The organism is Janthinobacterium sp. 17J80-10 (assembly GCF_004114795.1).
GTDB lineage: Bacteria > Pseudomonadota > Gammaproteobacteria > Burkholderiales > Burkholderiaceae_D > Paucimonas.
Genome location: NZ_CP035311.1, coordinates 550,674 through 575,567, shown reverse-complemented (window position 1 = coordinate 575,567; position 24,894 = coordinate 550,674). Strand labels below are relative to the sequence as shown.

Annotated in this window: 26 protein-coding genes; 15 read left to right on the top strand and 11 right to left on the bottom strand. The window is 57.8% G+C overall.

The annotated features are described in order from the left end of the window. The first annotated feature begins 20 nt into the window (after nucleotides 1-20). From EKL02_RS02460 to EKL02_RS02445, 4 genes are all read left to right on the top strand, one after another. Nucleotides 21-635 (top strand): hypothetical protein, encoded by a 615-nt coding sequence (locus EKL02_RS02460; RefSeq protein WP_206732440.1) that lies wholly within the window; start codon nucleotides 21-23, stop codon nucleotides 633-635. Between the two features lie 310 nt (nucleotides 636-945). Further along, entirely contained in the window at nucleotides 946-1,356 is a 411-nt protein-coding gene (locus EKL02_RS02455; RefSeq protein ID WP_128900557.1) for a hemerythrin domain-containing protein, read from the top strand. A gap of 12 nt (nucleotides 1,357-1,368) precedes the next feature. Further along, nucleotides 1,369-2,085 (top strand): HD domain-containing protein, encoded by a 717-nt coding sequence (locus EKL02_RS02450; protein ID WP_128900556.1) that lies wholly within the window; start codon nucleotides 1,369-1,371, stop codon nucleotides 2,083-2,085. Beyond that, entirely contained in the window at nucleotides 2,036-2,491 is a 456-nt protein-coding gene (locus tag EKL02_RS02445; protein WP_164931930.1) for an HD domain-containing phosphohydrolase, read from the top strand. The genes EKL02_RS02450 and EKL02_RS02445 overlap by 50 nt, the downstream gene beginning before the upstream one ends. 54 nt (nucleotides 2,492-2,545) lie before the next feature. On the opposite strand, the gene EKL02_RS02440 is transcribed toward EKL02_RS02445, so the two are convergent. From EKL02_RS02440 to EKL02_RS02425, 4 genes are all read right to left on the bottom strand, one after another. After that, complete coding sequence (locus EKL02_RS02440) at nucleotides 2,546-4,210, bottom strand: cation acetate symporter (protein WP_128900554.1); 1,665 nt, start codon at nucleotides 4,208-4,210, stop codon at nucleotides 2,546-2,548. Then, complete coding sequence (locus tag EKL02_RS02435) at nucleotides 4,207-4,515, bottom strand: DUF485 domain-containing protein (protein ID WP_128900553.1); 309 nt, start codon at nucleotides 4,513-4,515, stop codon at nucleotides 4,207-4,209. Before EKL02_RS02435 ends, EKL02_RS02440 begins: the two co-directional genes overlap by 4 nt. 111 nt (nucleotides 4,516-4,626) lie before the next feature. After that, nucleotides 4,627-6,615: an acetate--CoA ligase gene (acs, locus tag EKL02_RS02430; RefSeq protein WP_128900552.1), complete on the bottom strand. Its 1,989-nt coding sequence runs from the start codon at nucleotides 6,613-6,615 to the stop codon at nucleotides 4,627-4,629. Nucleotides 6,616-6,636: 21 nt separating this feature from the next. Further along, nucleotides 6,637-6,978 (bottom strand): hypothetical protein, encoded by a 342-nt coding sequence (locus EKL02_RS02425; RefSeq protein ID WP_128900551.1) that lies wholly within the window; start codon nucleotides 6,976-6,978, stop codon nucleotides 6,637-6,639. Between EKL02_RS02425 and EKL02_RS02420 the strand changes: the two genes are divergently transcribed. Then, the gene (locus EKL02_RS02420) at nucleotides 6,977-8,356 is read left to right on the top strand and encodes a PLP-dependent aminotransferase family protein (RefSeq protein ID WP_128900550.1); all 1,380 of its coding nucleotides are present in this window, start codon (nucleotides 6,977-6,979) and stop codon (nucleotides 8,354-8,356) included. The two genes, EKL02_RS02425 and EKL02_RS02420, sit on opposite strands and share 2 nt — an antisense overlap. A 235-nt stretch (nucleotides 8,357-8,591) precedes the next feature. Here the strand turns inward: EKL02_RS02420 and EKL02_RS02415 are convergent, their stop codons facing one another. After that, the gene (locus EKL02_RS02415; protein ID WP_128900549.1) at nucleotides 8,592-8,804 is read right to left on the bottom strand and encodes a hypothetical protein; all 213 of its coding nucleotides are present in this window, start codon (nucleotides 8,802-8,804) and stop codon (nucleotides 8,592-8,594) included. Nucleotides 8,805-9,183: 379 nt separating this feature from the next. On the opposite strand from EKL02_RS02415, the gene EKL02_RS02410 reads away from it, so the two are divergent. The 4 genes from EKL02_RS02410 to EKL02_RS02395 all read left to right on the top strand — a co-directional run bounded on the left by EKL02_RS02410 (nucleotide 9,184) and on the right by EKL02_RS02395 (nucleotide 11,702). After that, the gene (locus EKL02_RS02410; RefSeq protein ID WP_128900548.1) at nucleotides 9,184-9,432 is read left to right on the top strand and encodes a hypothetical protein; all 249 of its coding nucleotides are present in this window, start codon (nucleotides 9,184-9,186) and stop codon (nucleotides 9,430-9,432) included. Nucleotides 9,433-9,847: 415 nt separating this feature from the next. Then, on the top strand, nucleotides 9,848-10,315 hold the full coding sequence (locus EKL02_RS02405) for a hypothetical protein (protein WP_128900547.1): 468 nt from the start codon (nucleotides 9,848-9,850) through the stop codon (nucleotides 10,313-10,315). Nucleotides 10,316-10,359: 44 nt separating this feature from the next. Beyond that, nucleotides 10,360-11,004, top strand: coding sequence for a hypothetical protein (locus EKL02_RS02400; protein ID WP_128900546.1), 645 nt, complete (start codon nucleotides 10,360-10,362; stop codon nucleotides 11,002-11,004). A 26-nt stretch (nucleotides 11,005-11,030) separates the two neighbouring features. Next, nucleotides 11,031-11,702, top strand: coding sequence for a hypothetical protein (locus EKL02_RS02395; protein ID WP_128900545.1), 672 nt, complete (start codon nucleotides 11,031-11,033; stop codon nucleotides 11,700-11,702). 92 nt (nucleotides 11,703-11,794) lie between these two features. On the opposite strand, the gene EKL02_RS02390 is transcribed toward EKL02_RS02395, so the two are convergent. From EKL02_RS02390 to rpmH, 6 genes are all read right to left on the bottom strand, one after another. Then, the gene (locus EKL02_RS02390; RefSeq protein ID WP_164931929.1) at nucleotides 11,795-11,989 is read right to left on the bottom strand and encodes a transcriptional coactivator p15/PC4 family protein; all 195 of its coding nucleotides are present in this window, start codon (nucleotides 11,987-11,989) and stop codon (nucleotides 11,795-11,797) included. Nucleotides 11,990-12,067: 78 nt separating this feature from the next. Next, complete coding sequence (gene mnmE, locus EKL02_RS02385; protein ID WP_128900543.1) at nucleotides 12,068-13,456, bottom strand: tRNA uridine-5-carboxymethylaminomethyl(34) synthesis GTPase MnmE; 1,389 nt, start codon at nucleotides 13,454-13,456, stop codon at nucleotides 12,068-12,070. Nucleotides 13,457-13,544: 88 nt separating this feature from the next. After that, a complete protein-coding gene (yidC, locus tag EKL02_RS02380) occupies nucleotides 13,545-15,197 on the bottom strand; it encodes a membrane protein insertase YidC (protein ID WP_128900542.1) in 1,653 nt (550 codons plus the stop codon). Nucleotides 15,198-15,246: 49 nt separating this feature from the next. After that, the gene (gene yidD, locus EKL02_RS02375; protein ID WP_128900541.1) at nucleotides 15,247-15,504 is read right to left on the bottom strand and encodes a membrane protein insertion efficiency factor YidD; all 258 of its coding nucleotides are present in this window, start codon (nucleotides 15,502-15,504) and stop codon (nucleotides 15,247-15,249) included. After that, nucleotides 15,501-15,887, bottom strand: coding sequence for a ribonuclease P protein component (rnpA, locus tag EKL02_RS02370; RefSeq protein WP_128900540.1), 387 nt, complete (start codon nucleotides 15,885-15,887; stop codon nucleotides 15,501-15,503). The genes yidD and rnpA overlap by 4 nt, the downstream gene beginning before the upstream one ends. Nucleotides 15,888-15,909: 22 nt before the next feature. After that, nucleotides 15,910-16,044 (bottom strand): 50S ribosomal protein L34, encoded by a 135-nt coding sequence (gene rpmH, locus EKL02_RS02365; RefSeq protein ID WP_128900539.1) that lies wholly within the window; start codon nucleotides 16,042-16,044, stop codon nucleotides 15,910-15,912. Between the two features lie 338 nt (nucleotides 16,045-16,382). Here rpmH and dnaA point away from each other — a divergent pair, with 338 nt between their 5' ends. From dnaA to EKL02_RS02335, 6 genes are all read left to right on the top strand, one after another. Further along, nucleotides 16,383-17,768, top strand: coding sequence for a chromosomal replication initiator protein DnaA (dnaA, locus tag EKL02_RS02360; RefSeq protein WP_128900538.1), 1,386 nt, complete (start codon nucleotides 16,383-16,385; stop codon nucleotides 17,766-17,768). Nucleotides 17,769-17,931: 163 nt separating this feature from the next. After that, nucleotides 17,932-19,038: a DNA polymerase III subunit beta gene (dnaN, locus tag EKL02_RS02355; protein ID WP_128900537.1), complete on the top strand. Its 1,107-nt coding sequence runs from the start codon at nucleotides 17,932-17,934 to the stop codon at nucleotides 19,036-19,038. Between the two features lie 147 nt (nucleotides 19,039-19,185). After that, a complete protein-coding gene (gyrB, locus tag EKL02_RS02350; RefSeq protein ID WP_128900536.1) occupies nucleotides 19,186-21,696 on the top strand; it encodes a DNA topoisomerase (ATP-hydrolyzing) subunit B in 2,511 nt (836 codons plus the stop codon). Between the two features lie 183 nt (nucleotides 21,697-21,879). Continuing rightward, nucleotides 21,880-22,470, top strand: a complete 591-nt coding sequence (locus EKL02_RS02345; RefSeq protein WP_128900535.1) for a hemerythrin family protein — start codon at nucleotides 21,880-21,882, stop codon at nucleotides 22,468-22,470. 128 nt (nucleotides 22,471-22,598) lie between these two features. After that, the gene (locus tag EKL02_RS02340) at nucleotides 22,599-23,387 is read left to right on the top strand and encodes an alpha/beta fold hydrolase (protein ID WP_128900534.1); all 789 of its coding nucleotides are present in this window, start codon (nucleotides 22,599-22,601) and stop codon (nucleotides 23,385-23,387) included. A gap of 123 nt (nucleotides 23,388-23,510) precedes the next feature. Then, a complete protein-coding gene (locus EKL02_RS02335; protein WP_128900533.1) occupies nucleotides 23,511-24,722 on the top strand; it encodes a 6-phosphofructokinase in 1,212 nt (403 codons plus the stop codon). Nucleotides 24,723-24,894: the final 172 nt, after the last annotated feature.

Below are 24,894 nucleotides of genomic sequence, written 5' to 3'. Positions count from 1 at the left end.
CTTACGATCCGGAGACGACCATGAACTACCCTGCTTTTTTCGACCAGGCGCCCGCCATCACGGTCCGTGACAGGCTCGCCGGATTTCTCGGCGCGTGCAATGACGGCCTGCTCACCTACCGGTATATTGATGCGGTGCGTCTGGCAGGCCATTCCTGCCCGACCGTCGCTGGCGCCTACCTGCTGACCAGGAGGGCGCTTGACTTGCTGTACCCGGAGCAAATACCCGAGCGCGGCAATCTCCAGGTCCGTTTTGCTGCGTCTCAGGATGACGGCGTGACCGGCGTCATCGCCAGTGTGGTCGGGCTTGTGACGGGAGCTGCGGGCCCAGGCGGATTCAAAGGCATCGGACACAGCTTCCGGCGCCAGAACCTGATGTACTTCACCTGCGCCCTGGAAGGCGAAGTGCGTTTCGACCGCGTCGACAGTGGGGAATCGGTTGTGCTTGGCATGCACATGAGCCGGGTCCCGGCCGATCCACGCACCACTGGCCTGCTGCGAAAAATCCTCGAAGGCCAGGCGACTCCGCAAGAAGGCCGCGATTTTGCAGCGCTGTGGCAAGACCGCGTCAGACGTATCCTGATCGATCATGCGAACGATCAGGAACTGATTTCGGTAGCGGCGACGACGTTTTAATCCCGCTTGCAGAATGAACCTGGCGTACAGACATTTCAGGCTGGCGTCAGCTGCTCCCTGATGCGTTCGACAGGCTTCCCCGGCTTGTCAAAACGGATTCTGGCCACCCAGGAATGCTGCAGGCATTGCAATGGAATGCGGCATTCGCCTTTACCCTTGACTTGGTTTATTGCCCATTCGCGAACGTATTCATCCGTACTCCATACGCCTGGCCGATATGTTTTTGCCTTGCGACTACCCTGCTTTTCCATGGTGTATTCCCAACTTGCCGAATCAATTTCAAAGTTCGCTCAATCAGGATGGCTCAAAAATGAAAATCGACAAATTCAAAGTGCAGCACGAAAAGATTTATGGCTGCATCGATTCGCTTCGAAATTATGCCGTCACAGGCATCGCGGAAAATGCGCCGGCGATTGCGCGCCTTGTCATATCAATGAGTTCGGTCATCAAGTTGCATCTCGCCGTTGAAGACACCGTGCTTTATCCTGCCCTGAAAATGAGCGCTAACGCCCGCCTTGCCAAGAAAGGCGGCGAATATCAAGCCGAGATGAAAGCTATTGCGGAAAAGTATCAAGGCTTTGCAAGGCGCTGGAATACCTCTGACGCCGTAACCTGCGACCCTGAAGGATTCAGGGCGGACGCAAATCGTGTCTTGAAAATGCTGCATGAACGCATCCGCCGCGAAGACCGGGAGTTCTATCCCGAGATCGAAGCGTTCTGACACGGGCCAGGCGTGAATGGCGAAGCCGGATGCGTCGATGTCGCGCTATTCGACATGGTGATGTCGTTCTCGCGGGCGATCGATCTTCTTCATCCCGCTATTGGCGAACATCACCTGCGCGTAGCATATCTATCCGCGCGCATCGCCGAGCTTGCAGGCTTTTCTGGCGATGCGATCCAGGACATTATCGTCGCCGGCGCCTTGCACGATATCGCCGCAGTGTGCCAGCCCTACTCTCTCCCGTTGCTGGACAAGGCTCTGACTGTATACGACGGCGACATGACGGACGAAGCAAACATTCATGAGCATGCCGAAGAGGGCTACCTCATGCTGCACGATTTTCCGCCGTTTACGCAAGCAGCGACAATCATCCGTTTTCACCATGTGGACTGGCGGGCCGCCAAAATAGCCGCCAGGGCCGGCCATGCCATCCCGCTGGCCAGCCACATCCTGAGGCTGGCTGACCGTCTGGCGGTACTTCCCAGGGAAGACTTGCACATCCTTGCCCAGAAAAACGACATCTGCAGCGCAATCCGAACGGGAGCCGGCGCGCAGTTTCTTCCCATGCTGATCGAAATATTCGACGAACTATCCGCAGCGGAGTCGTTCTGGCTCGATTTTGTCAGCAAGTACAAGGAAAATATCCTGCGCCAGCGAACTGCTGGCGGCGCGTCTGGGCTTGCGTGGCGCCGGCGTCAGGCTGGTCGGCATAGCTGGTTACCTGCATGACATCGGCAAGTTGTCGGTGCCTGTCGTATTGCTCGACAAGCCAGGCAAGCTTGCACCGGATGAAATGCAACTGATCCGCCAGCATCCCTATTACACGCACCAGATACTTTCCGCGGTCCCGGGCCTGGAAACGGTTTGTGCCTGGGCAGCCTTCCATCATGAACGACTGGATGGCACCGGCTATCCGTTCCGTCCGCGTCACCTGCCTCTGGAAGCGCGCATCGTCGCGGTTGCGGATGTTTTTACCGCCATCACCGAAGACCGTCCATATCGGCCAGGGATGCCGAAAGAGGCATGCCTGTCGATACTGTACAAGATGGTGTGCGAAGGCGCGCTTGACGGCGATATCGTTTCTTATCTTCCCGACATCTACGATGCGCTGCACGATGCGCAAGCGAAGGCATAGCGGCAGATAGCGCTTGCCCGGCCAACGCTAGGTCGGCCGGGTGGGAGACGCGTCTTAGTGGCCGGAGGCGGCAGCCGCGCCGATACCGGTTTCCGAACGAACTTTCTGGGCGTCGTAGCCTGCGCGGTCACGCTTACCCTGGTCGCTATTGTCGAGGATCGAGAACAGCCAGATGCCCACGAAGCCAGCGGTCATGGAAAACAGCGCCGGCGAGGTGTAGGGGAAGATCGCATTCGCATTGCCGAACACATCAACCCATACCGACTTCGACAGGACCGTCAGCGCCACGGCCGTAATCAGGCCGAGGAAACCGCCGATCGTTGCGCCGCGGGTAGTGCAGTCTTTCCAGAGCACCGACATGAACAATACCGGGAAATTCGCCGATGCCGCCACAGCGAATGCCAGTGACACCATGAAGGCGATGTTCTGTTTCTCGAACACGATGCCCAGCACCACGGCGACGATGCCGAGCACGATGGTGGTCAGGCGCGATACCTTGAGCTCATCCTTGCTGCTGGCCTTGCCCTTCTTGAACACAGTCGCATACAGGTCATGCGACACGGCGGATGCGCCCGACAGCGTCAGCCCGGCGACCACTGCCAGGATGGTCGCGAAGGCAACGGCAGAGATGAAGCCGAGGAAAACGTTGCCGCCGACCGCGCTTGCCAGGTGAATCGCCGCCATGTTGTTACCGCCAAGCAGTTTGCCGGCTGCATCCTTATAGACGGGATTGACGCTGACCAGCACGATGGCGCCAAAGCCGATGATAAAGGTAAGGATATAAAAATAGCCGATCCAGGTGGTTGCCCAGAACACCGACTTACGTGCTTCCTTGGCGCTCGGCACCGTAAAGAAGCGCATCAGGATATGCGGCAGGCCGGCGGTGCCGAACATCAGCGCCATGCCGAAGGAAATTGCGGAAATCGGATCCTTGATGAAGGTCCCCGGCCCCATGATCAATTCTTTCTTGTCGTGCAGCGACACCGCTTTGGCAAACAGCGCCTCCGGGCTGAAACTGAACTCGGCCATGACCATGAATGCCATGAAGCTGGCACCGGCCAGCAGCATGATCGCCTTGATGATCTGCACCCAGGTGGTTGCCGTCATGCCGCCGAACAGCACGTACACCATCATCAGCGAACCAACGATGACGACCGCCATCCAGTATTCGAGACCGAACAGCAGCTTGATCAGCTGACCTGCACCCACCATCTGGGCAATCAGGTAGAACGCCACCACCACCAGCGTGCCGGAGGCAGCAAACGCGCGGATCGGCGCCTGCTGAAAGCGGTACGCGGCAACGTCAGCAAAAGTGAAGCGTCCGAGGTTGCGCAGGCGCTCAGCCATCAGGAAAGTGATCACCGGCCAGCCGACCAGGAAGCCGATCGAATAGATCAGGCCATCATAGCCATTCAGGTACACCGCAGCCGAAATGCCGAGGAAGGATGCGGCCGACATGTAGTCGCCGGCGATCGCCAGGCCGTTCTGGAAGCCAGTGATGCCCCCACCCGCGGTATAGAAGTCGGCGGCCGACTTGGTTTTTGCCGCAGCCCATTTGGTAATGAACAGGGTAAACAACACGAACGCGCCGAACATGATGATCGCGGTCCAGTTGGTTGGCTGCTTGGTGGCCTGGCCGAGGTCCGCGCCAGCAGCATGGGCACCGGCGCTCAGCAATGCAAGCGCGCCGAGCGCAAAAAGGTTTTTCAGGTTTTTCATACATTCACCTCTTTGCGGATTGCAGCGGTCAGCTCATCGAACTCGCTGTTGGCGCGGCGAACGTAAATCCCTGTGATAACAACGGTAAACAGGATCACGAACAAGCCAAGCGGCATGCCCACGGTCATTACCCCATCGCCTAATTTTTGGTTCAGCAATTCCTTGTTAAAAGCGATCAAGAGAATGTAGCCGTAATACACCACAAGCATCATGGCGCTCAACCACCAGCCGAAGCGCGAGCGCTTCGCGACCAGTTCCTGGTACTTCGGATTGGTCTTGATTTTCTGTACCAAATCGTCCTGCATTGTCTCTCCTTTTGATGAATGGATTTCGCAATCTCATGAACTGCGAATTGTTTGCTGCATCCCGCGCCTTTCTTGATGTGACGCTTGCGGGTGCAGCCTTTACCTTGCTGCTTACTGGGCCTGCTTCAACTGTTCCAGGATCGCGGGATTTTCCAGGGTCGAGATATCCTGGGTGATATCCTCGCCCTTGGCCAGGACGCGCAACAGCCGCCGCATGATCTTGCCCGAGCGCGTCTTGGGCAGGTTGTCGCCAAACCGCAGTTCCTTGGGCTTGGCGATCGGGCCGATTTCCTTGCCCACCCAGTCGCGCAATTCCTTGGCAATCTGCCTGGCCTCTTCCCCGGTCGGGCGACTGCGCTTCAGCACCACGAAGGCGCAGATCGCCTCGCCCGTGGTTTCATCCGGCTTGCCCACCACCGCGGCTTCGGCCACCAGCGGATGCGCCACCAGGGCCGACTCGATTTCCATGGTCCCCATGCGGTGACCCGAGACATTCAGCACATCGTCGATGCGCCCGGTGATGGTGAAATACCCCGTGTCCTTGTTGCGGATCGCCCCGTCGCCCGCCAGGTACAGCTTGCCGGCAAACTCTTCCGGGAAATAACTCTTCTTGAAGCGCTCCGGGTCATTCCAGATCGTGCGGATCATCGAGGGCCAGGGCCGCTTGACCACCAGGATGCCGCCCTGGCCATTGGGCAACTCATTGCCCGTCTCGTCGACGATGGCCGCCATGATCCCCGGCAAGGGCAGCGTGCACGACCCCGGCACCATGGGCGTGGCGCCCGGCAGCGGCGAAATCATGTGGCCGCCAGTCTCGGTTTGCCAGAACGTGTCGACGATCGGGCATTGCTCGCGGCCGATGTGCTTGTAGTACCACATCCATGCTTCCGGGTTGATGGGCTCGCCCACCGAGCCCAGGATGCGCAGGGAAGACAAGTCGTACTTCGACGGATGGATAGCGGCGTCGGCATCGGCCGCCTTGATCAGCGAGCGGATGGCCGTGGGCGCGGTATAGAAAATGCTCACCTTGTGGCGCGCGATCATGTCCCAGAAACGCCCGGCGTTCGGGAAGGTCGGCACGCCTTCGAAGACCACTTGCGTGGCGCCCACGGCCAGGGGCCCATAGGTGATGTAGGTGTGGCCGGTGACCCAGCCGATGTCGGCGGTGCACCAGAAGATGTCGGCCGGCTTGATGTCGAAGGTCCATTTCATCGACAAGGCGGCCCACAGCAGGTAGCCGCCGGAAGAATGCTGCACGCCCTTGGGCTTGCCGGTGGAGCCGGACGTATAGAGGATGAACAGCGGATGCTCGGCATCGACCCATTCCGGCTCGCACGCCTCGGCCTGGTCGGCCACCAGCTCGTGCAGCCACAGGTCGCGCCCAGCGTTGACGGCAATATTGCCGCCGGTGCGGCGATAGACGATGACATTTTTGATGGAGTCGCAACCGCCCAGGCCCAGCGCTTCATCGACGATGGCTTTCAGCGGCAGTTGCTTGCCGCCGCGCAGCTGCTCGTCGGCGGTGATCACGGCCACCGCGCCGGCATCGATGATGCGTTCCTGCAGGGACTTGGCGGAAAAGCCGCCGAACACCACCGAGTGGGTGGCGCCGATGCGCGCGCACGCCTGCATGGCGGCAATGCCTTCGACCGACATGGGCATGTAGATGACGACGCGGTCGCCCTTCCGGATGCCCAGCGATTTCAAGCCATTGGCAAGCTTGCAGACGCGCTGGTGCAATTCGCGGTACGTCACCCGGGTGACGTCGCCGCCATCGGCTTCGAAGATCACCGCGGTCTTGTCGGCATTGCCATTGGCCAGGTTGCGGTCGAGGCAATTGTACGAAACGTTGAGTTCGCCATCGCCGAACCACTTGTAGAACGGCGCAGCCGATTCATCCAGGGTTTGCGTGAAAGGCTTGTGCCAGTCGAGGTTTTCGCGGGCGAGCCGGCCCCAGAAACCGGCATAGTCTTGCTCGGCCTCGGCGCACAGGGCGCGGTACGCGTCCATGCCGGATATCGCGGCATCTTTTACCAGCGCCGCCGGCGGGTTGAATACCCGGCTTTCCTGCTTGGCATGCGTATCGTTTGTGTCTGTCATTGTCGTCTCCACACATTGTTATCAAAACTCTACTGCGCGCACCCCTTGCCCGGCATTGTTGTGATTGTCATTTGCCGGGCGCAGAAAAAAGTCACGACCATATCGACTCGCCAGGCAAGAGGAGAGTGCAACTTCCTTGCTGGCCTGCTGAAAGGCACGGATCCGTACTATTGCAAAGGAATCAACATGCATGAGACAGGTAAGGCTTGCCTGGATTGTGATATGAGGAATGCGAAATTTTTTTATCAAACCGACGCAGAGTAGCATCAGCCTTGCATGCTTGAAAGTTACAATAGAAACAAACACACTATCAGGTGTACCTATAACACTTTGATGCATTGCAACAGCAAACGGATGTGCCATGAATACCCGTGAAACCTCGATCGCCCGCTCCATTGCGAACTTCATTGCACTCCAGATTACGCAAGGCATCTATGCCGAAGGCCAAAAACTTCCTTCGATTCGCGAGTATGCAAAATCGCATGGCCACTCCAATAACACGGTCATCAATGCCTATGACGACCTGACCGCCAAAGGGCTGATCGAACCCAGGCGCGGCTCCGGCTATTTTGTCGCCGGCATGCCGCGCGCAACCATGTCTGACGTCGAGCCGACATCGCTGGACTGCGCGATGGATATCGTCTGGCTGATGCGGGAGCAGTTGCGCGATGCGCCCGGCGACCTCCATGTGGGCGATGGCTTTATGCCGGTCGCATGGACTGCGGAAGTCGAATTCGACAAATGTTCGAAGAAGCTCAGCCATGCGACGCGCCTGGGCACGATGTGCCGCTACGGCACGCGGTTCGGCTATGCGCCGCTGCGCCATTACCTCGCGCGCAGGCTGGCCGGCATGGCAATCGAAGCGACGCCAAACCAGATCGTCCTGACGCACGGCGCCAATGCCGCGATGGAGATCGTCATCGCCAATTTCGTCAAGCCGGGCGACACGGTGCTGGTGGATGAACCGGGTTATTACCCGCTCTTCGGCAAGCTCAAGTTGCGCGGTGCCCGGATCGTGGGCGTGCCGCGCCAGTGGGATGGCCCTAATGTCCAGGCGCTTGAACAGATCCTTCAAACCACCAGGCCGCGGCTCTTTTTCACCCAGACTCTCGGACACAATCCGACCGGTTCGGATACTTCGCCGGCCAAGGCGCACCGCATCCTGCACCTGGCCGAACAGCATGACCTGCTGATTGTCGAGGATGACCCTTTCGCCGACCTCAAGTCGGACAGCATGCTGCGCATTTCGACGCTCGACCAGTTGAACCGCACCATCTATATTGGCAGTTTTTCCAAAACGGTTTCACCAGCGCTGCGTGTCGGGTTCATCGCCTGCCATCCGGACCTTGCCAGCGACCTCGCGGACGTCAAGATGCTGCTGCACGTCAGCAGTTCGGAATACTGCGAACGGACGCTGGAAGCGATCGTTACCGAGGGCAGCTTCAAGCGCAACATCAGCCGCCTGCGCGACCGCCTCGAAGAAGCAACCGATTCCGCCGCAAGGATTTTTTCAAGCCGGGGCTATCCGGTATTCCATCAAGCCCGGCACAGTCTTTATTTGTGGGCCACGATTCCGGGCGCGCCCGATTCGATGCAGCTGGCCCGGAATTTGATGAAGCAGAATATCGTGCTGGCGCCGGGCGCCATTTTCCTGGTCGACCCCCAGCAAGTCACTTCATGGGCACGCTATAACGTCACGTACGCCTCCGATCCGCGCTTTCTTGCCAGCCTTCCCGGCTAGCGTCAGTGTGCGCTCCTATGAAGATCCAGCATTGAACCAGCGGAATTACACTGGAGTATCTCCACAGTACATAAAAAAACGCCCGGTCCGTTTCTCAAAAAACGGTACCGGGCGTCTTAGTAAAGAACCGGGGGAAATCACCTGCCGGCACACTATCCCGCACTGGCCAAGGTGATGCCGCAGGCAGTCACCAGCTGGCTTCCTGATGCGTGCTGGATTTAAAGAATTCTCGCGTTCAGACCTGTTCCGCCAGAAGCCGTTCTACCGGCTTGCCCGGTGCATCGAGGCGCACCCGGGCGACCCAGGAATCCTGCAGGCTTTGCAGCGGAATGACGCACTCTGCGCGGCCGCTGCATGCATCTGCAGCCCATTTCCGGATGTATTCATCCGTGCTCCAGGTACCAGGCCGGTATGCTGCGCTAGCCTTGCGTATGTTTTGCTTGCTCATGGTGGGCTCCTGACTCGACACTTTCAGTTTCTCATTGCAAAACATGATACCACATCCCGGCATAAACATGCGGCACTTATGCATGTTTATGCCAGGCCTGCAAGGCACGGCCAGGCAAGCATTCGTTTCGATGCAGTAGCTTGAAATATCCTGCAAGTAATTGAATTTCCACGAAAACACTGATCCTGTTAACATTGCTTGGGCACAATCTTGGGCACAAAAAACAATTCCAACCCCAAGGATTGCCAGCGACCGACGCCACATCAACAGCCCGAATCTTTTGCCGGCGAATAGCCGGGGAGCGGCGCCCGGTGCCTTATATATAAAACGCGCACGCGCGCGGGATCGACGCGAGCGCCAACAGTGGGAGTGGAGAGAAATGTCGCAGCGATTGACCGTGGATTGGTTCAGGATCCTGGCCGATTTGAAAACGGCCGGCTTGGGTATCTATGCCGTTTCTGATCTGATCGACGTACCCAAGGCAACGCTCATGGGCTGGAAAAACTCTGGTGCAGAGCCTCGCTATTCTGCCGGTGAGCGCCTGGTCGAGCTGTGGTGCGCCACCGTGAAGCGACACAGGGGGGACCTGCCGAAGGAAGTTGCCCCAATCTCTGCCGCAAAGATTTAGGCAGGAGACAACCGTCCAGTGCCCTCCCTGCCGCAGGCAAGTTATCCACAATTTCCACCAAACTCTCGAAGGCCAGAATTCCTGTTAGGTTACCGGTAAAAGGCATGGCCCCACTGGTAACCTAATGGTACATCAGCGCACTTTTGAAACGCGAGTGGACAAAAACGAGATTTGATGGTCATGCCCAATTTTTAGGCAGACAACACTCGGAATCTCTACATGGATTGCCCGGGCAATGGTTTTGTTACAATGACATTTCCCCTGAGCATCTTGGAGGAAGCAAAACACCAAGATCGGCATCAGCTCTGTGACTCACAACCTCGGGCGTAGCACTCAGTGGAACCCTCTTGGGATGGCCGGCACTCCGCCGTCCCGCTTCCGGATCGCTGCATTTCTGTTCGCGAATAGGTGCCGAATGAGATACTTCCTGCCACCGTTGGCAATCCTGCTGCCGTTACTTTCCCATGCTGCCGAAGGACTGCCTCACCTCGGGTTTGCCGGCCGCGCTGGTCAAGGCTGTACTGCATACTCAACGGTGGTGAAGACGCCGCCCAGGGCGCCAATTGAAGTGGACATGTATTTAACCTGCCAATTCGACCAGGAAGTGAAAGAAACCATCGTCCACATACCGCCCCATTTCTCCAGGGTCGAAACCTTCCTTGTCGACTGCACCAGCAAAGACTCCGCCTTGGCCAAAACCAGGTATTTCAGGAAGCAATTCTGGCGCGATCAAATGACATGGGACGAAAGCAAGCACGCAGACCCATTCTTCATCCCGTACAAGAATTCGTCTTACGAAGCCGAGTTCGACCAGATCTGCGCTACTGGCATTGCCGGGTCCGGCGCCGCAGTCCCATTGGGATACACGTCCAAGAAAAAATAATAGGCCATCGGCCAAGCACTGCGGATAAAAAAAAGGGGAAATTAATGGAATTTATCGATCAAGCAATTGCCTGGATGCGATTGCCAGAGAATACAAACTTGGCGGGTTGGGCCCAAGCTGTTGGAGCAACAGTCGCGCTCGTCTTAGCCATTGCCGTCCCTGCCTATCAGCGGCATGCCCAGTTGCTCGATTTGCGGCGCCAACGCTCCGAACTAAATCTTGCCCTTGCGACGTCGTGCCGGTATCTGCTTGGTGATGTCCTGAATTTTCTAAATGGACCGATTACTTTAGCAAAGTTACCACGCTCTTCATGTCGAGACGATGTTCACCTGAATGATTTACTGGAACGCATCCATGCTCTTGAGAACCGTGAAATAAGCCATGCTCGGATTACCTCACTCTATGCAGCTCGCAATGCGCTGATTCTTACAAACATGGCTCTTTGTAGCCCTTATGCGCAGGACAATCCCCTCTCTGCAAAAGAGTTGGAGAATCTAAAGACGCGCATTACCTCGGTCAATGAAATACTTGAAACTGCTGAATACGATGCCGACTTCGCCCTTGGGGAAGCGCGAAGTTTTGAGCAATCTTGGCCTGCACGGCCAATTTCCAGAGCCATACTGTGGTGCCACAATTTATACAAACACCGGCATCTAACTTGGCCAGACCGTCTATTTGGTACGAAATAATTCCAAGAACAACCAGGTTGAGAATCATGAGCAATACCACTTCCCGTACCCTTGAAATTATCGCTGCGACGGCTCTTACAGCAGTTGCATTCACCGTTCTAATACTGCTCTTTCCAACGATGAAGAGCAGCGATGTGGCTTCATGGGTTCAGGCACTTGGCTCCATAGCAGCAATCGGAATTGCAATATGGGTTTCGCATCATCAGCATGAAAAACAAGTCGAACGCGATTGTATGCGTGATGAAGCGGACGAATTAAGCATGCTTCATAGTCTTAGGGATGAGATTACCTCTCTCTGGGACATCTTTGAATTGCGTGTAGGGCAACAATTAGCAAATGACCCGGATGGAACAGCGTTTCTATCTGAGTGGCCGATACAAGAAAGTCCTTTTGCTGTCTACGATGCTTGCGTAGATAGAATTGGAAAAATCAAAAACCATGTCATACGACAGAAAATCATCGTTACATATGCATATGCATCTGGCTTAATTTCGAGTTTTAAAGGCAACAACCAGATGATTCAAAAATTCGATGCTGTACAGGCGTTGGCTGATCAAACAAATTCTATGAATGATATAGCTCGATCGGCACATTTATTGCAACAATTGCAGGCATATGCAGATGCAATTAGGGAAAGTCGAATAGAGGTCGAAAAAATGGTGGCTGACCTTCTATCGCATCTTCCAAAGCCAAATTAATTTCATCGTACCCCCGGCAAGTATTTTTCTTGGTGACTACGTTCCAGCGGTGAATGCCACCAGCCACTCCAGAATGGCGGATTAACTCGGATTTAAGCAGCAGTTTTGAGGGCTTCAATCAAGGCCTCGCACTTCCCGGCATCGATCGTCACCCCTTTCGAACTGGGGACAAATTCCCCCTTGGCCTTGTCCCTGAACCAGACCCGAATATCGATGGTTTCCCGGCCCTTGTAGATGTCGCGCGTCACTCGCACGTTTAACAGAATTTGGTGAGCCGTGGTGAGCACTGGTGAAACACTGTAATTCAGTGTTTACAGGGGCTCCAGGTTTTTTTGATATTCGGTGAGCGCCCCTGAAACACCTATTCACTTGCCGATGCAAAACCGGGAAAAAATCACCCCCAGCAAATCGTCCGGGGTGAATTCCCCGGTGATGCTGTTCAAGCGCTCCTGTGCCAGCCGCAATTCCTCGGCGAACAGGTCCAGCGCCTGGTCGGACGTGGCAGCGTGCTCGGCCGCGAGGTCCAGATGGGTGCGCGCCATTTTCAGCGCGATCAGGTGGCGTTCGCGCGCCAGGTACAGCGACTCGCCCGTCTGCTGCCAACCGGCGATGCGCAGCAATTCGTCGCGCAGCAAATCCACACCGGTGCGGTCGGTCGCCGACAGATAGACATGCGTGGCATCCGGCTGCACATCGGCCGCCGGCTTGTGGCCCGACAGGTCGATCTTGTTCCACACCCGGATCACCGGCACGTTGTCAGGAAAGCGCGCGACGATGGCTTCATCGGCGCGGGTCGGCCCGCGCGCCGCATCCAGCAGGTGCAGGATGACATCGGCCTTTTCCACCTCGGCCCAGGTACGCTGGATGCCGATGCGCTCGACCTCGTCGCCATTCTGGCCGAGTTCGCGGATGCCGGCCGTATCGATGATGTTCAGCGGGATGCCCTGGATCTGGATGGTTTCGGTGACCTTGTCGCGCGTGGTGCCGGCAATGGGCGTAACGATCGCCACGTCCGCGCCTGCGAGCGCATTCAGCAGCGACGACTTGCCGACATTGGGCTGTCCCGCCAGCACCACGTTCAAGCCTTCGCGCAGCAAGGCGCCCTGCGAGGCCTGCGAAAACACTTGCTCCAGCACTGCGCGGATCGCCGCAAGCTGGCCGCGGGCATTGGATTTTTCCAGGAAATCGATTTCCTCTTCCGGAAAATCGAGCGTGGCTTCCACCAGCATGCGCAGCGCAATCACCTTCTGCACCAGCGCATTGATGGTCCTGGAAAATTCGCCCGACAGCGATTGCGTTGCCGATTTGGCCGCCGCCTCGGTGGAGGCATCGATCAGGTCGGCCACGGCTTCCGCCTGCGCCAGGTCGAGCTTGTCGTTCAGGTAAGCACGATAGGTAAATTCGCCCGGCTCGGCCAGGCGCACGCCGATGCCGCTGCCGGCTTCCAGGCAGCGCGCCAGCAGCATTTGCAGCACCACTGGCCCACCATGCCCCTGCAATTCCAGCACGTCTTCGCCGGTATAGGAATGCGGCGCCCTGAAGTGGATCGCCAACCCCTGGTCGATGGTGCTGCCGTCGGCATTCAAAAAGTTCAGGTAAGTCGCATGGCGCGGTTTTAACTGCGCGCCGGTGGCCTGCCCACAGACAGCCTCGACCACGGTGGAGAGGTCTTTGCCGGAGATGCGCACGACGCCGATGCCGCCGCGGCCTGGTGCGGTCGCAATCGCCGCGATGGGAGAAGTATCGAATTTCATGATTTGATTCTATGCCAATGCGCAGATAACAAAAAAGCCCGCGATCTGTTTCGCGGGCTTTTTATGGATGAAAAACAACGCGCTGTTTTTACGCTTTCATTTTCTTGTTAATCAACCATTGCTGTCCGATCGACAGGATGTTGTTGACGACCCAGTACAGCACCAGGCCGGCCGGGAAGAAGAAGAACATCACCGAGAAAATAATCGGCATCCACATCATCATCTTGGCCTGCATCGGATCCGGCGGCGTCGGGTTCAGCCTGGTCTGCAGGAACATCGATGCCGCCATCACCACCGGCAGGATGTAGAAAGGATCGGGCGAAGCCAGGTCGTGAATCCAGCCGATCCAGGGCGCATTGCGCATTTCGACCGAGGCCAGCAGCACCCAGTAGAGCGCGATGAACACCGGCATCTGGATCACCATCGGCAGGCAACCGCCGAGCGGGTTGATCTTCTCGGTCTTGTACAGCTCCATCATGGCCTGGTTCATCTTTTGCGGGTCGCCCTTGTGGCGCTCGCGGATGGATTGCATCTTCGGCGTGACCGTTTTCATCTTGGCCATGCTGCGGTAGCTGGCTGCCGTCAGCGGGAAGAATGCCAGCTTGATCAGCACGGTCAGGGCGATGATGGTCCAGCCCCAGTTGCTGATCACTTTCTGGATCTGCGTCATCAGCCAGAAGATCGGCTTGGCAACCACGGTCAGCCAGCCATAATCCTTGACCAGGTCAAAGCCGGGAGCGAACTTTTCCAGCCGCGCCGATTCCTGCGGTCCCGCATACAGCTGTGCATTGACAGCAGCCGTCGCGCCTGGCGCCACGGTCCCCAGCGGCAGCTTGGTGCCGACCGAGTACTGGTTGGTGGCGACCTTGTCGGTATAGATTTCGCGCGGCGCCTTGTCCTGCGGCAGGATGGCCGAGACAAAATAATGCTGCACCATCGACGCCCAGCCGTCATTGGTGGCCGCGGCCTTGGGTGCCTTGCCTTTTTCGATATCCTCGAAGCTCACCTTGTGGAATTTCGCGGCATCGGTATAGACGGCGGGACCAGTGAAGGTGCTGTAGAACATCGACTCGCCCGGCAGCTTGCTGTTGTCGCGCACGAGTTGCAGGTAAGCCGTCGGCGTAACCGGCGCGCCGCTGGCGTTGACCACTTCATGCTTGATGTCGATGACATAACTGCCGCGGGTAAAGGTAAAGGTCTTTACCAGCTTGACGCCATTCTGCTCGGCTTCCAGCACCAGTTGCACCTGGTTGCCGCCATCGAGCGCGCGGGCGCCCGGACGGGCGACGAACGCCGACTTGTGGTTCGGGAAAGGACCGCCGATCAGGCCGGTCTGCGCCGCATAGTTGCGGCTTTCATCGAACAGCGCCACGTTTTTCGCAGACTGGGCGCCTTCCTTGTGTTGCAACAGTTCCAGGTGGACCAGGTTGCCGCCCAGGGTATCGACCTGGGCTTTGAAAAGATCGGTGGTGATCAGGATGCGCTCGGTCTTGACCGCAGCCTGGCCGGCGGCCGGGGCGGCTATGCCGGAAGGCGTGCCGGGAGCGGCTTGCACAGCCGCCTGGCCGGCTTGCGGCAGGCCCGTTTGCGCCGTGCTGCCGGCGCCGGCAGCGGGTGCTGCCTGCTGGGTCGCCGAGGGGAAAAACATCGATGGCTTGCCGTTGTAGCGCATCCAGTTGTCCCACAACAGGATGATAGACATCGAAAATATGACCCAGAGGAAGGTACGTCGGATATCCATGGCTTTCGGTCGCTTATTGGTCGCCTGGTGGGCGGTTAATGTACAAAATTCAGTGGTGGTGGCAGCCGCAGGCGGATGCCGGCTTGGCGGGCAGGTTGTCCGGCACCGGATCGACACCCCCGGCATGCCACGGATGGCATTTGGAGAGGCGGCGCGCCGCAAGCATACCGCCTTTCAGCGCGCCATGCCGGCCAATCGCCTCCATGGCGTACTGCGAGCAACTCGGATAGAAGCGGCAATTCTGCCCCAGGAATGGACTGATGCATAACTGATAGCCACGCACCAGCAACATCAGCAGGGATTTCATGGCGCAGCCTCCGGCAACTTTTGTGTCTGGAACAATTGCTGCAACTCCCGGCGCATGGCCGCCTTCAGGGCTGCCGTGCTGGCCGGCGCCTTTTTGGTATTGACCGGCTTGGCCAGGCGCACGATGCAATCCAGACCTGGCAACGGCGTCTGGCGGAACAATTCGCGTGTCACGCGCTTGATGGCATTGCGGGTCACGGCGCGCGGCGCCAGGCGTTTCGCGGCGACGACGCCCAGGCGGGCATGCGGCAAGTTGTTAATCCGGGTATAGAGTACGAAATGCGCGCTGCGTTGCACCGGCCGCAAACGAAAAACGGATGAAAATTCATCCGTTTTAACGATGCGCCGATCGCGGGCGAAATCCTGCGAACGATCGCGGTTCACGCAGGGAAAGCAGTGGCCTGGCTTAGACAGCCAGACGCTTGCGGCCCTTGCCACGGCGTGCGTTCAGGATAGCGCGGCCGCTGCGGGTGGCCATGCGCACGCGGAAACCGTGGGTGCGCTTGCGGCGAACGACGGAAGGCTGGTAAGTACGTTTCATTGTTATCTCGCTAATCAGCTAAAAGGAAATGCTTGGGGTTCAGTATCTCGTGCAACGCATCGCGTCATGGACACAACGGGCGGCGAACCCAGAATTAGACAGCATTTTCCGCTTGTTTGTCAATCACTTAGAGATTGTCAAGCGAAGCAGATGCGGGCCCCGCACAGTAGAAATACATGGCGTGCCTGTGGATAACTTGGGCGATGAAGGGTAAAATAGCGTTAAATTTCCGGTCGCCCCGGCACCTTCCCGCGCTTTTCGGGCCTCCTCAACCGTGCACTGCGGGACGACCAACATGCAGCACCGCACGCTCCTAATCAAGTCATTCTAAGTAATACATGGAAAATTTTTGGCAGGCCTGTTCCGCCCAACTGGAGCAGGAACTGACTCCGCAACAATTTAACGCCTGGATCAAGCCTCTCGCACCGCTGGATTTCGAGGAGGGCTTGTTGCGTATTGCCGCGCCCAACCGTTTCAAGCTGGACTGGGTCAAGACCCAGTTCGCCAGCCGCATCCATGCGCTGGCTGCCCAGCACTGGGATGGCCCGATCGAAGTCCAGTTCGTGCTCGACCCGCGCACCAACGTCGCCAAAAAACCGGCCACCGGCGTGTCCGCACCCGCCCACTCCGGCAGTCCCCAGCAAGCCAGCATGCCGCATGCCTTCCAGGAAATCCCGGTCGAGACCATGACGCCGCGGCGCGAGCAAAGCCGCATCAACCCGGACCTGACCTTCGACAGTTTCGTTACCGGCAAGGCCAACCAGCTGGCACGCGCCGCCGCCATCCAGGTCGCCAACAACCCCGGCACGTCCTACAACCCGCTGTTCCTGTATGGCGGTGTCGGCCTGGGTAAAACCCACTTGATCCATGCCATCGGCAACCAGCTCCTGGTCGACAATCCGAATGCACGCATTCGCTACATCCACGCAGAACAGTACGTTCGCGACGTAGTGACCGCTTACCAACGTAAGGGCTTCGATGACTTCAAGCGGTATTACCACTCGCTTGACCTGTTGCTGATCGACGACATTCAATTCTTTGCCGGCAAGAGCCGCACGCAAGAAGAATTCTTTTATGCGTTCGAAGCCCTGATTGCAGCAAAGAAACAAATCATCATCACCAGCGACACCTATCCCAAGGAAATCACCGGCATGGATGACCGCCTGATTTCCCGTTTCGATTCGGGCCTGACGGTGGCCATCGAGCCGCCGGAGCTGGAAATGCGGGTGGCGATTCTGCTGAAAAAAGCGGTTCAGGAAGGTACGCCCCTGTCGGATGACGTGGCGTTCTTCGTTGCCAAGCACCTGCGCTCCAACGTGCGCGAACTGGAAGGGGCCTTGCGCAAGATCCTTGCGTATTCGCGCTTCCACGGCAAGGAAATCACCATCGATGTGGTCAAGGAAGCATTAAAAGACTTACTGTCAGTGCAAAACCGGCAAATTTCTGTCGAAAACATCCAGAAAACGGTGGCGGACTTTTTCAATATCAAGGTCGCCGACATGTATTCGAAAAAGCGCCCGGCCAATATTGCCCGGCCACGCCAGATTGCCATGTATCTTGCCAAAGAGCTAACGCAAAAGAGTTTACCGGAAATCGGCGAACTGTTTGGCGGGCGTGACCATACGACCGTCTTGCACGCGGTGCGCAAGATTGCCGGTGACCGCGCCAAGAATCCGGAAATCAACCACGAACTTCATGTACTTGAGCAAACTCTTAAAGGATAGAAATTTTTAAAGGCTTGCCTAAGTGCCTGTGGATAACTTTGCACTGCACCTAACAAGCCCCGTTGTAAAGCCATAAATAAATTGGTGGTCAGAGCGGGGATTTTTGGTCAAAATTGATACCTGTAAATCATCACGGTTCTCAATCACTATCAGGGATATAACTATGCAATTGGTCAAAACCACCCGAGACACGCTTCTCAGGCCACTGCAGATAGTGAGCGGTATTGTCGAGCGTCGGCACACGTTGCCGATTCTGGCCAATATCCTCATTCGCAAGGATGGCGAGCGCGTCTCTTTCCTGTCGACCGACATCGAAGTGCAGATCACGACCCACGCCGATGTCGGCAGCGGCGGTGAGGCGACCGCCATCACGGTGGCCGCGCGCAAGCTGCTGGATATCCTGCGCGCGCTGCCGGATTCCACCGATGTGTCGCTGTCGCTGGCCAACAAGCGCATGACGGTCCAAAGCGGCAAATCACGCTTTGCCCTGCAGACGCTGGCCGCCGAAGAATTCCCGACGGTGGCGCAAGCCGAGCATTTCAATGCGAAAGTCACGCTGCCGCAAAAGACCCTGAAGCACCTCTTCAACATGGTGCACTTCTCGATGGCGCAGCAGGATATCCGCTATTACCTGAATGGCCTGTTGCTGGTCGTCGATGGCAAGAACGTGATTGCAGTCGCAACAGACGGCCACCGCCTGGCGTTTTGCCAGGTCGAGACCGACCAGGATTTCCCGCGCCAGGAAGTCATCATTCCGCGCAAGACCATCCTGGAATTGCAGCGCTTGCTGGAAGACCTGGAAAACCCGGTGAATCTCGAAATCGCCAACAACCAGGTCAAGCTGACCTTTGCCGATATCGAACTGATCTCGAAGCTGGTCGAGGGCAAGTTCCCGGACTACACCCGCGTGATCCCCAAGGGTTACAAGAACAATTTCACCATCGACCGCGTGACGCTGCTGCAATCGCTGCAGCGCGCCGCGATCATGACTTCCGATAAATTCAAGGGTGTGCGCTGCATCGTCGCCCCTGGCAGCATGAAGATCAGCTCCACCAATGCCGACCAGGAAGAAGCCGTCGAAGAAATCGAAATCGACTACGGCGGCGACAGCATCGATATCGGCTTTAACGTGACTTACCTGCTGGATGTCTTGAACAACCTGAAGTGCGACAGCATCAACATCGCCCTCGGGGACGCCAATTCCTCCGCGCTGATCACGATTCCGGAGAACGCCGACTTCAAATACGTTGTGATGCCGATGCGTATTTGATCCAGCAAGAAGCAACCGACAAAGGGGGGTGCGGAAGGTCAGCGCGCCCCTTTGCCACATTTTAAAAGCAGTAAATTTGTTTGCAGAAACAAATAAATCCTTCGTTCTTTAGCTTTATTCAGTCGTCAGTTTTTGTAAAGGCAGCCAATGTCCGCACTACCGCAAGAAACCCCGGAAACTCCGCGCGAGCCGCAGCAACAAGCCCAGTATGGCGCCTCCTCGATCCAGATCCTCGAAGGCCTGGAAGCGGTGCGCAAGCGCCCCGGCATGTACATCGGCGACACTTCCGACGGCACCGGGCTGCACCATTGCGTATTCGAAGTGCTGGACAACTCGATCGATGAATCGCTGGCTGGCCATTGCACCGAAATCCACGTCACCATCCATGCCGACAACTCGATCTCGGTGGCCGACAATGGCCGCGGCATCCCGACCGGTATCAAGTGGGACGACAAGCACGAGCCCAAGCGCAGCGCTGCCGAAATCGTCATGACCGAACTGCACGCCGGCGGCAAGTTCGACCAGAACTCGTACAAGGTCTCGGGCGGCCTGCACGGCGTGGGCGTCTCCTGCGTCAACGGCTTGTCCAAGCTGCTCAAGCTGACCATCCGCCGCGATGGCAAAGCCCATTACATGGAATTTGCCAAGGGCATCCCGCAAAACCGCGAGACGGAAACCCAGGATGGCGTGCTGGTCTCGCCGATCAAGGTCATCGGCGACACCGACAAGCGCGGCACCGAAGTGCACTTCTGGGCCGATGAAGAAATCTTCAACAATGTCGAGTTCCATTACGACATCCTGGCCAAGCGCATCCGCGAACTGTCCTTCCTCAACAATGGCGTACGCATCAAGCTCTCCGACCAGCGCACCGGCAAGGAAGAAATATTTGCGTTCGAAGGCGGCACGCGCGGCTTTGTCGAATACATCAACAAGAGCAAGTCGGTGCTGCATCCGACCATCTTCCAGGCCACCGGCGAAAAGGTGTCCGAGTACGGCACCAACATCACAGTCGACGTCTCGATGCAATGGAACGATGCCTACAACGAGCAGGTGCTGTGCTTCACCAACAATATTCCCCAGCGTGACGGCGGCACCCACCTGACAGGCCTGCGCGCGGCGATGACCCGCGTCATCAACAAGTACATCGAAGAACATGAATTCGCCAAGAAGGCCAAGGTCGAAGTGGCCGGCGACGACATGCGCGAAGGCCTCACTTGCGTCTTGTCGGTGAAGGTGCCAGAGCCGAAATTCAGCTCGCAGACCAAGGACAAGCTGGTGTCTTCCGAAGTGCGCGGCCCGGTCGAGGAAATCGTTGCCAAGACCCTGACCGACTACCTGGCGGAAAAGCCTAACGACGCCAAGATCATTTGCGGCAAGATCGTCGAAGCTGCGCGCGCGCGCGAAGCAGCCCGCAAGGCGCGCGAACTGACACGTCGCAAAGGCGTCATGGATGGATTGGGGCTATCGTCGAAACTGGCCGACTGCCAGGAAAAAGACCCTGCCCTGTGCGAACTGTACATCGTCGAGGGTGACTCCGCAGGCGGCTCGGCCAAGCAGGGCCGCGACCGCAAGTTCCAGGCGATCCTGCCGCTGCGCGGCAAGGTCCTGAACGTCGAGAAGGCACGCTTCGAAAAGATGCTGTCGTCCGAGCAGATCACCACGCTCATCGCGACACTGGGAACTTCCATCGGCGCCGACGAATTCAACATCGACAAGCTGCGCTACCACCGCATCATCATCATGACCGATGCCGACGTCGACGGCGCCCACATCCGTACGCTCCTGCTGACGCTGCTGTACCGCCAGATGCCGCTCCTGGTCGAACGCGGCCACGTGTACATCGCGCAGCCGCCGCTGTACAAGGTCAAGCATGGCCGCGACGAACGCTACCTGCAGGGCGATATTGAGGAAGCGACCTACATGATGGAAGTTGCGCTGCAGGACGCCGCGCTGATCCCGACCGAAAACGCGGCACCGATCACCGGCGATGCGCTGGCCGAGCTGGTACGCCAGTACAACACCGCCAATGCCATCATCATGCGCCTGACGCGCGCGGTCGATGCGGCCGCGCTGTCGGCGATCATGACCGGCGTGACCCTGCACCTGGAGACGGTCGCCGACGCCGAGCAATCGGCCCAGGTCATGGCCAAGGCCATCAATGATCCGGCGGTGCAGGTCGAAGTGTCGTCGGATGAATTGTCCGACAAGCACATGCTGCGCATCCTGCGCCGCCACCATGGCAACCTCAAAGTTTCCGTGATCGACGCCGACTTCGTCGCCGGCCCCGACTATGCGGTGCTGTCTTCGGCAGCAGCGACATTCAAGGGCCTGATCGGCGAAGGCGCGCTGGTGCGTCGCGGCGCCGGCGAGAAGGTCAAGGAATTCGCGATCCACGATTTCCACGAGGCGATGGCATGGCTGCGCAGCGAAGCCGAGCGTGGCGTTTCCAAGCAGCGCTACAAGGGTCTGGGCGAGATGAACCCGGAACAGCTGTGGGAAACCACGATGGACCCGGCCGTGCGCCGACTGTTGAAGGTGCAGATCGAAGATGCGATTGCAGCAGACCAGATCTTCGCCACGCTCATGGGCGATGATGTCGAGCCGCGCAGGGCGTTCATTGAATCGCATGCGCTCCAGGCGGGGAATATTGACGTTTGATGTTGTAGGATCCGCAGGCCGCCAAACTCATTGCAACTCGTGCCATAACTCTGTTGCTGGAGTAGCATAGTTGATGCAATTGACTTAAGACCTGGGGTTAAAAAGGAAAAGAAAGGCTGCGTTCGCAAGAATGCAGCCTTTTTATTTGGAAGCGTGTTTAAAGATGAATGTCTACGACCCTCCTTGGAGTCAACCGGTTTTGGGCACTTTGACTTAAATCAACCAAATTCTCAGCCGCGAGCTCTACCATCGCCGCTCGGCATCGTCATTATTGCATCGGGCCGCTACGTATTTCACGCCTGCCCGATGCACGGAGCCGTAGCCAATTTCCTTTTCAAGAAAACATGTATGTGTATTAATCCGTCTCCCGAGTCTTTGTCAAATCCGTTCGCATTGGGCATCGCCTTCATGGATGAGTCCCACCAGATGCTGCACGAACAGCTCGATCAGCTTTCATCGGTGTCCGATGCCGATTTTCCGTCGGTATTTGAGGCATTGCTTCAGCAAGTCCGTGATCATTTCAAGGCGGAAGAACAGGCGATGGAAGAAATCGCCTTTCCCGGCATCGCATGTCATCGCGATCAGCATGGCCAGGCCCTGAACGCGCTTCGGTATGCCAATCTGCGCGTCAAGGAAGGCGCCGTAGCAGAGGGAAGGGAAATAGGCGGCCTGTTCTCCCAGTGGCTCACTTCCCATATTACAACCATGGACAGAATGCTTGCATCGGTTATGCAGCCGGCTGAAACGCAGGAAGGCGCCTGCGCCGCAGCTTAAAACTGGCTTGAAAAATCAGGGGTTTGCGGTCCCCGCCGCTGGACGAAAGTAAGCGATTCATGACAGAGTGGCAGCAAGGCGGAACAGCGGCGTTGCGCCGCCTTTCGATACGACACTCGGAGAATGAAATGCCTTTTGCCATCGCCGTTGACGGCACCCGCATTGCCTATGATGTGCAAGGTGCCGGCGACCCATTGCTGCTGATTAGCGGGCAGAGCTTCGACCGACACTTGTGGGATCAATTTTCCGCTGCCATGGCCAGCCGTTGCACAGTGATCCGGTATGACCACCGCGGCACTGGCGACAGCGACAAACCTGCGGCGCCGGCCTACACCACCGAAATGTTTGCCGATGATGCCATTGCCGTGCTGGACGCCGCCGGCTTTGAACGTGCGCATGTATTCGGCTATTCGATGGGTGGCCGTGTCTGCCAGTGGCTGGCGATCAAGCATCGCACACGCGTGGCCAGCCTGATTTTGGGCGCGACTACGCCCGGCAACCGCCATGGCGTCGCACGAGAACCCTGGGTCTCGGCACTATTCGTCAAGGGCGATACAGCCGGCATGGCCGACGTGTTTTACAGCCCCGCATACCTGGAGCACCACAAGTTTTCACTGCCATCGGCTGCCACGCCAGACTTTGCAAAAAAGCTGCATTTCACGGCCAGTGAAAGCCACGACGTATGGGACCGGCTGCCCGACATCGACTGCCCGACCCTGGTCCTGCATGGTTCGGCTGACCGCGTCAATCCAACGGCCAATGCGCAAATTCTGGCAGACGCGATCCCGCATGCGCAGCTTGCCATCATCGACGGCGCCCGCCATGGCTTCATCGATGAATACCTGGATGAAACCTGCCGCCTGACAGGCGAGTTTATCGCAGCGCATCCGGTTGCGGCACCCGGTGCAGGCCGGTAATGGCAGCGCAAGTGGCGCATTCGCCCGGCACATCGCGCAGGTAGGTTTCGGTTTTCTGGATGCAGCAGGGTATAGAATCGACGCACGCGCCGATCGATATCGATAACAACATGGAGGAACCGAATGCCTTCCGGAAAAATCCTGGTCGCCCAAGGTGGCGGCCCTACTGCGGTCATCAACCAATCCCTGGTCGGCGTGGCGCTCGAAGCGCGGCGTTTCCGGCAGGTCGAGCGCGTGTACGGGGCGCGCCATGGCGTACGCGGCATCATCAATGAAGAGTTTGTCGATCTCACGCAAGAAACCAGCCATAACCTCGAACTGGTCGCCAATACGCCTTCTTCCGCACTGGGCTCCACTCGCGACAAACCGGACCTGAAGTATTGCCAGGAAATTTTCCAGGTGCTGCGCGCCCACGAGATCGAACATTTCTTTTATATCGGCGGCAACGATTCCTCGGACACGGTACGCATCGTGTCCGAGGAAGCGCGCAAGGCTGGCTATCCTCTGCGCAGCATCCACATCCCGAAGACCATCGACAACGACCTTGTTGGCAATGACCACACGCCGGGATTCCCATCGGCCGCGCGCTTCGTGGCGCAGGCCTTTGCCGGCGCCAATCTGGACAACGCTGCGCTGCCCGGCGTGTATGTGGGCGTGGTGATGGGGCGGCATGCCGGCTTTTTGACGGCGGCGTCGGCACTGGGCAAGAAATTCCCGGACGATGGCCCGCACCTGATCTATCTGCCGGAACGCACCTTTATTCTCGAAAAATTCCTGGCCGATGTGAAGGCGACTTATGAGCGCTTCGGCCGCTGCGTGATTGCCGTCTCCGAAGGCATCCACGATGCGTCCGGCACGCCCATTGCCAGCCTGCTGGCCAAAGATCTGGAACATGATGCGCATGGCAATGTGCAACTCTCCGGTACCGGCGCGCTGGCGGATCTGCTGTGCGAGGAAATCAAGTCGAAGCTCGGCATCAAGCGGGTACGCGGCGACACTTTCGGCTACCTGCAGCGCTCCTTCATCGGCTGCGTGTCGGACGTGGACCAGCGCGAAGCGCGCGAAGTCGGCGAAAAGGCGGTGCAATTTGCGTTTTGGGGCGACCGCGACGGCTCGGTGGCGATCAGGCGCACCGGCTATTACTCGGTCGAGTACGAATTGCTGGCGCTCGATGCGGTGGCAGGCAAGACGCGCACCATGGAAGATGAATTCATTGCCGCCAGCGGCACGGACATTACCGATGCCTTCCGCTTGTATCTGCGGCCGCTTTTGGGGTCGGGCATGCCGGATGCATTTCGCTTGCGGCATAGCCCTGTTGCCAAGGTCAGGGGCTAACGCAGGTGCACGCCCATTGGGCTTGGCCATCATTGCTCATTTTCCTGGCGAGTTACCCTCCCAAACCAGATAGCAGGCATTGTCAGTGCATCCATTGTCTCGAGAGGTAACGCTTGCCTGTTTCAATACAAGCTGCAAGCGGCCCTGGTATTCCGTAAAATGTCGTTTTCCG